Here is a 6,274-nt window from a genome sequence, read left to right on the forward strand (position 1 = left end):
TTATTAATATTCTATTAAGAAGAGATAGAAAAAAGCAGCCTACTAAAATAGATGCTATTGCACTTACCCAAGAGAAAATTTTTGATCGTAACTCTGTGTCTGAACCTAAACAACCTGCATATCTTCTTTGACACTAGAAATATAATAGTATTGAAAATTTTTGGTTGTGAGGCAAGGGTTAAGTTTATGGTTGCTCCTAAGAGATGGTTGTCTATTCTCAGTGTTAATAGTCTGATGTTTTTTAATGTCAGTTTTCCTGTATTAATGTTGCCCAATATTGTCAATGGGGGAGAAGTTATTGCTCAGACAGATCCCAATGCTGAGGCTGAAAGATTATTTAAGCAGGGTTTTGAACTGTTGAAGCAGGGTACAGCAGAATCTTTGAGGGAAGCGCTTGTTAAATGGGAAAAAGCACTACTACTATTCAGGAAAACGGACAACCTGATTGGACAAGCAGCGGTATTTCTTGGCATTGGCAGTGTCTACGATAGGTTAGGAGAAAAACAACTTGCTCTCAATTACTACAACCAAGCTTTACCTGTATATCGGCAAGTAAGAGATAAGGGTGGAGAAGCAACAATTCTGAATAATATTGGCAGTGTCTACGATAACTTAGGGGAAAAACAACTTGCTCTCAATTACTACAACCAAGCTTTACCTATATTTCGGGAACTACCGGATCGAGGTCGGGAAGCAACCGCTCTTAATAATATTGGTGGTGTCTACTATAGCTTAGGAGAAAAACAACTTGCTCTCAATTACTATGAGCAAGCTTTACTTCTAAGACGACAAGTAGAGGATAAGGGTGGGGAAGCAATTACTCTCAATAATATTGGCCTTATCTACGATAACTTAGGAGAAAAACAACTTGCTCTCAATTACTACAACCAAGCTTTACCTATATTTCGGGAACTACCGGATCGAGGTCGGGAAGCAACCGCTCTTAATAATATTGGTGGTGTCTACTATAGCTTAGGAGAAAAACAACTTGCTCTCAATTACTATGAGCAAGCTTTACTTCTAAGACGACAAGTAGAGGATAAGGGTGGGGAAGCAATTACTCTCAATAATATTGGTCGTGTTTACAATGATTTAGGAGAAAAGCAAAAAGCACTCAATTACTATGAGCAAGCTTTGCCTGTATTTCAGCAAGTAGGCGCTCCCCATTGGCAAGCAATTACTCTCAATAATCTTGGCAGTGTCTACTATAGCTTAGGAGAAAAACAACTTGCTCTCAATTACTATGAGCAAGCTTTACTTCTAAGACGACAAGTAGAGGATAAGGGTGGGGAAGCAACCACTCTCAATAATCTTGGCACTGTCTACAATAGCTTAGGAGAAAAACAACTTGCTCTCAATTACTATGAGCAAGCTTTATCTATATATCAGCAAGTAGAGGATAAGGGTAAGGAAGCGATCGCTCTCAATAATATTGGTTTTGTCTACGATGATTTGGGAGAAAAACAAAAAGCACTCAATTACTTCGAGCAAGCTTTACTTATATTTCGGCAAGTAGGAGATAAGAGTGGGGAAGCAACTACTCTCAATAATATTGCTAGTGTCAACGATGACTTAGGAGAAAAACAAACAGCACTCAATTACTATGAGCAAGCTTTACCTATATCTAAGCAAACAGGCGATCTGCGTTTGGAAGCAACTACTCTCAATAATATTGGCACTGTCTACAATAGCTTAGGAGAAAAACAACTTGCTCTCGATCGCTTCGAGCAAGCTTTACCTACACTTCAGCAAGTAGAGGATAAGGTTGGGGAAGCAAATACTCTTTATAATATAGCTAAACTCAACCGAGACCAAGGCAACCTCACCAAAAGCCTCACTTTCATAGAAAAATCCCTAAAAATAATCGAAGATCTCCGCACCAAGATCGTCGCTCAAGACCTCCGCACATCCTACTTTGCCACAGTTCAAATTTACTATCAATTCTACATCAACCTCCTCATGCAACTCCACAAACAAAACCCCAACAAAGGTTATGACCGCAAAGCATTAGCTGCCAGCGAACGCAGTCGCGCCAGAAGTTTATTAGACATTTTAGCAGAATCAGGAGCAGACATCAAAATCGGAGTAGACCCCCAACTTCTCGCCCAAGAAAAACAGCTACTACAAAAACTGAATACATTAGACCAAGCGCGACAACTCAACACCGAAGGATACAACCCCGACGAACTCAAACAACAAATTGAAACCCTCAGCAACCAACTCCAACAGTTAGAAGTAAAAATCAAACAAAACAGTCCTCGTTACGCCAACCTCAAGTATCCAGAACCTCTTACTGCTTCAAAAATTCAACAACAAGTAATCGACAAAGATACCATACTTTTACAATATTCTTTGGGAGAAGACCGTAGTTATTTATGGTTAGTAACTCCCACAGAAATTAGCAGTTATGAACTACCGAAAAAATCAGAAATAGAAACATTAGCCAGACAATTTAGAGAAGAAATAATCTCCCTTTCCCCAGTGCCAGAAACCGGAAATAAATTAAGTAAAATATTATTATCACCCGTAGCCAATAAATTAGGAAATAAACGATTATTAATAGTAGGAGATGGCATCTTACAGACCATTCCTTTTGCGGCTTTACCTTTGACCTCTCCCCCGACCCCTCTCCTGCTCCGAGAGGGTGGAAATTCAGAAGAGGGAGGAAATTTTGCCTCCACCCTTGTAGGGGGGAATGAGGGGGGTCATTTCAGTTATCAGTTATCAGTTATCAGTTACCAGTTACCAGTTACCAGTCAAATTAGCTCCACCCTTGTAGGGGGGAATGAGGGGGGTCAAAATTATCAACCATTAATTGTGAACCATGAAATAGTTACTTTACCCTCAGCTTCAAGTATTTCTATTCTCAGAGAACAAGTCAAAGGTAGAACCCCTGCCCCCAAAAAAGTAGCCGTTATTGCCGACCCAGTATTTGCAGATAACGACCCCAGATTTCAAATAGCTTCTCAACCAAAAAAAGAAATAGAAAATAATAATTTAACCAGAATGAAATTAACCCGTTCCCTGGAAGATTTTCTCGGTTCATCATTCAATCGTCTAGAAGGAACTCGTCAAGAAGCCGAAGCAATATTAGCATTAGTTCCTGATAATTTAGAACAACTATCTTTAGACTTCGATGCCAATCTAAAAACCGCAATAAATCCCGATCTATCCCAATATCAAATAGTACATTTAGCCACCCACGGACTATTAAATGAAACTCAACCAGAATTATCAGGATTAGTGCTTTCCTTGTATGACGAAAAGGGAAAAGAAACACCAGGATTTTTACAATTAAACGATATATTTAATTTAGAAATGCCAGCAGAATTAGTAGTATTAAGTGCTTGTGAAACAGGAATAGGAGAAGAAATTAGAGGAGAAGGATTAGTCAGTTTAACCAGAGGGTTTATGTATGCAGGAGCTAAAAGAGTAGTAGTAAGTTTATGGAGTGTGGAGGATAATTCGACATCTGAATTAATGGAAAAATATTATCAGAAAATGTTAGAAAAAGGGAAAAATCCTGTAGAGTCAATGAGAGAAACTCAGTTAGAAATGTTAAGTTCAGAAGAGCGAAAAGCACCCTTTTATTGGGCGTCATTTGTTGTGCAGGGAGAGTGGAAATAAATTCAAAAGTCAAAATTCAAAAGTCAAAAGTAAGAATAAGATTAGTAGGTTGGGTTGACGGAGGAAAACCAACAAAAATAGTTATCTATTTGGTTTTACGATTATTTTATGCAATTTAATAGACTTGGATGTTGGGTTTATCCTACGGATAAGCTGCGCTTTTGATGTCGCACAGCGTTTAATGTCGGCTCTTAGCCGTTAAGGGAGTTATGCGCTAGCAAAAACACTATCGTTATACTCAACCTAGATTTACTACATTTACACTTTGATGTTAGAATATTTATACACTAAATAATTTAGATAATCACAAGGAAAGCAGAGGAGAAAAATAATAATATTGAGTATGATATTAGTTAATTGAGAAACAAAGTATTACAGTATTTTTCAGCTTATATAAACATAGCAGAATTTGTAGGGAATTTTATAGAATCTCCCTACAAATTCTCTCTTAATTATTAAGCTACTTCTTCTTTTATCTCTTCCTTCTGACTGCTGACTTCTTCTTTAATCACACTTAACTGTTTATTCTCAGCTAAATATTCAGCTAACTGCGCTTCAATTTTTTCTTTGACAATATGGCGATACTCATAAAAATGTTCGATATGAGCGCAGTTATTAATATAACCTATCAAAGCACTAGGATTATTTTTTCTGATGCTAAACAAATGATGCCAAAATTTCCAACGAGTTTTTCGCTTTATTCCCTGTCGCCAAAAAATAATCAACAATGCTCGTAACTCCATCCAAGTTGGCATTTTAGCAACACCTTTAGCAGTAGGAGCACCCATCATTAGAAAATGTCGATAAGTTCGATCTAAAAATTTTTCACGGTCATACAACTGCCAGAATGCTTCTACATATTCCCTCGCAATATCTTCTATTGGTCTGGTGGGAATAAAATTTGTCAACGTTACTTGATTGATATTAGCACCTTTATCTAAAAGGCGACCTTCCCTTTTAAGACGATGCCAAAGTGCAGTATTTGGTAAGACTTGCAACATACTAAACATGGCAGTCGGAATAGTTGTCTCTTCCACAAATTTAACGATGCGATCGCCTGCTCCTGATTTTTCTCCATCAAAACCGATAATAAACCCTGCCATTACTCTGATACCAGATTTAATAATTTTCTTTACCGCTTCATTGAGAGGGTTACGATTATTTTGATATTTATGGGTTAACTCTAAACTATCTTCATCAGGAGTTTCTATTCCCAAAAATACCGCTCTAAGATTGCAGTCTACCATTAATTGCATTAATTCTGGGTCTTCTGCTAAGTTAACTGAAGCTTCTGTGGTCAGTTTAAATGGATATTGATGTTCTGCTTGCCAAACTTTTAAATCTTTGAGCAACAACTTAACATTACGCTTATTGCCAATAAAGTTGTCATCCACCATAAATAGAGAACCACGCCATCCTAAGTCGTATAAGCAATCTAACTCTGCTAATAATTGTGCTGGCGTTTTGGTACGGGGTTTACGACCATACAGAACAATAATATCGCAAAATTCACATTGGAACGGACAACCACGGGAAAATTGCACCGACATAGATTCATAATATTGCATTTCCAATAAATCGAATCTGGGAATAGGAGTAGTTGTCACATCCGGTTTATTCCCATCTGCACGGAAAATACCGTGAGTTTCCCCGCGCTGAATAGCATCGATAAACATAGGCAAAGTAATTTCCCCTTCATCCAGAATTAGAAAATCTACACCACTGTCCAATTGTTCTTGGGGTAATGCTGTGGGATATGGACCTCCACAGGCTACTAATTTATTACGTCGTTTTGCTTCTCGGATTTGGTCATGTAAATCTTCTTTTTGGACAATCATCGCCGAGAGTATTACTAAATCTGCCCATTCCCATTCAGTTTCTGTGACTGCCCTAATATTTCTATCGACTAACTTAAATTCCCATTCCTGGGGTAAGATAGCTGCTACTGTTACTAAACCTAACGGAGGTAGCATTACTTTGCGATTTACCAGTTCCAGAATTTTTTCAAAAGACCAGAAAGATTGGGGAAATAAGGGATAAATTAATAAAACTCGCATTATAATATTAGCTCCTCACATTAGGATTAAATGTCAGTTTACACAGACTAAGCCTAACTTTAACGTTCTTAAGTTAATTTCGGCATTAATTAAACATTAATTATTGAGACGATTCATTTGTGGTAATTTTTCTGGGACATATAGTCTGGAATATAGGAAATAATTTGTTGGGTTTCGTTACCTCAACCCAACCTACAAATTTTTTACTTGTGGTAATTCTAATTAATTGAGATTATTAATGAATTGTTGTACTTGCTGAACATCAAGGTGAAGTATATTAGCAATTTTTTCCGCAGAAAAACCTTCCTTTAATAATTCAGAACTTCTATTTTTCCCTCTATTTTTGACTCTGCCATTAATTCCTGAGCAAAACGAGTTTTTTTCAAATCATCAATACCAAACATAACTTATAACTCCTGACGAATCATTTCTAGTAATTTTTCTGGGACATATAGTCTGGAATATGGGAAATAATTTGTTGGGTTTCGTTGCCTCAACCCAACCTACAAATTTTTTACTTGTGGTAATTCTAATTAATTGAGATTATTAATGAATTGTTGTACTTGCTGAACATCAAGGTGAAGTATATT

Annotated in this window: 2 protein-coding genes; one reads left to right on the forward strand and one right to left on the reverse strand. The window is 37.1% G+C overall.

Annotation, left to right across the window (positions count from 1 at the left end):
- Nucleotides 1–186: 186 nt before the first annotated feature.
- A complete protein-coding gene (locus F6K22_RS27670; protein WP_483244168.1) occupies nucleotides 187–3,627 on the forward strand; it encodes a CHAT domain-containing protein in 3,441 nt (1,146 codons plus the stop codon).
- Between the two features lie 455 nt (nucleotides 3,628–4,082).
- Here the strand turns inward: F6K22_RS27670 and F6K22_RS27675 are convergent, their stop codons facing one another.
- Nucleotides 4,083–5,684 carry a B12-binding domain-containing radical SAM protein gene (locus F6K22_RS27675; RefSeq protein WP_293105492.1) on the reverse strand — a complete coding sequence of 534 codons (1,602 nt, stop codon included), beginning with the start codon at nucleotides 5,682–5,684 and terminating at the stop codon, nucleotides 4,083–4,085.
- Nucleotides 5,685–6,274: the final 590 nt, after the last annotated feature.

It is taken from the genome of Okeania sp. SIO2F4 (assembly GCF_010672385.1).
Classification (GTDB): Bacteria; Cyanobacteriota; Cyanobacteriia; order Cyanobacteriales; family Microcoleaceae; genus Trichodesmium.

Excerpts from the sequence above, each read along its gene's own strand:
- F6K22_RS27670 (WP_483244168.1), top strand. The coding sequence starts at position 187 with ATGGTTGCTCCTAAGAGATGGTTGTCTATTCTCAGTGTTAATAGTCTG.
- F6K22_RS27675 (WP_293105492.1), bottom strand. The coding sequence starts at position 5,684 with ATGCGAGTTTTATTAATTTATCCCTTATTTCCCCAATCTTTCTGGTCT.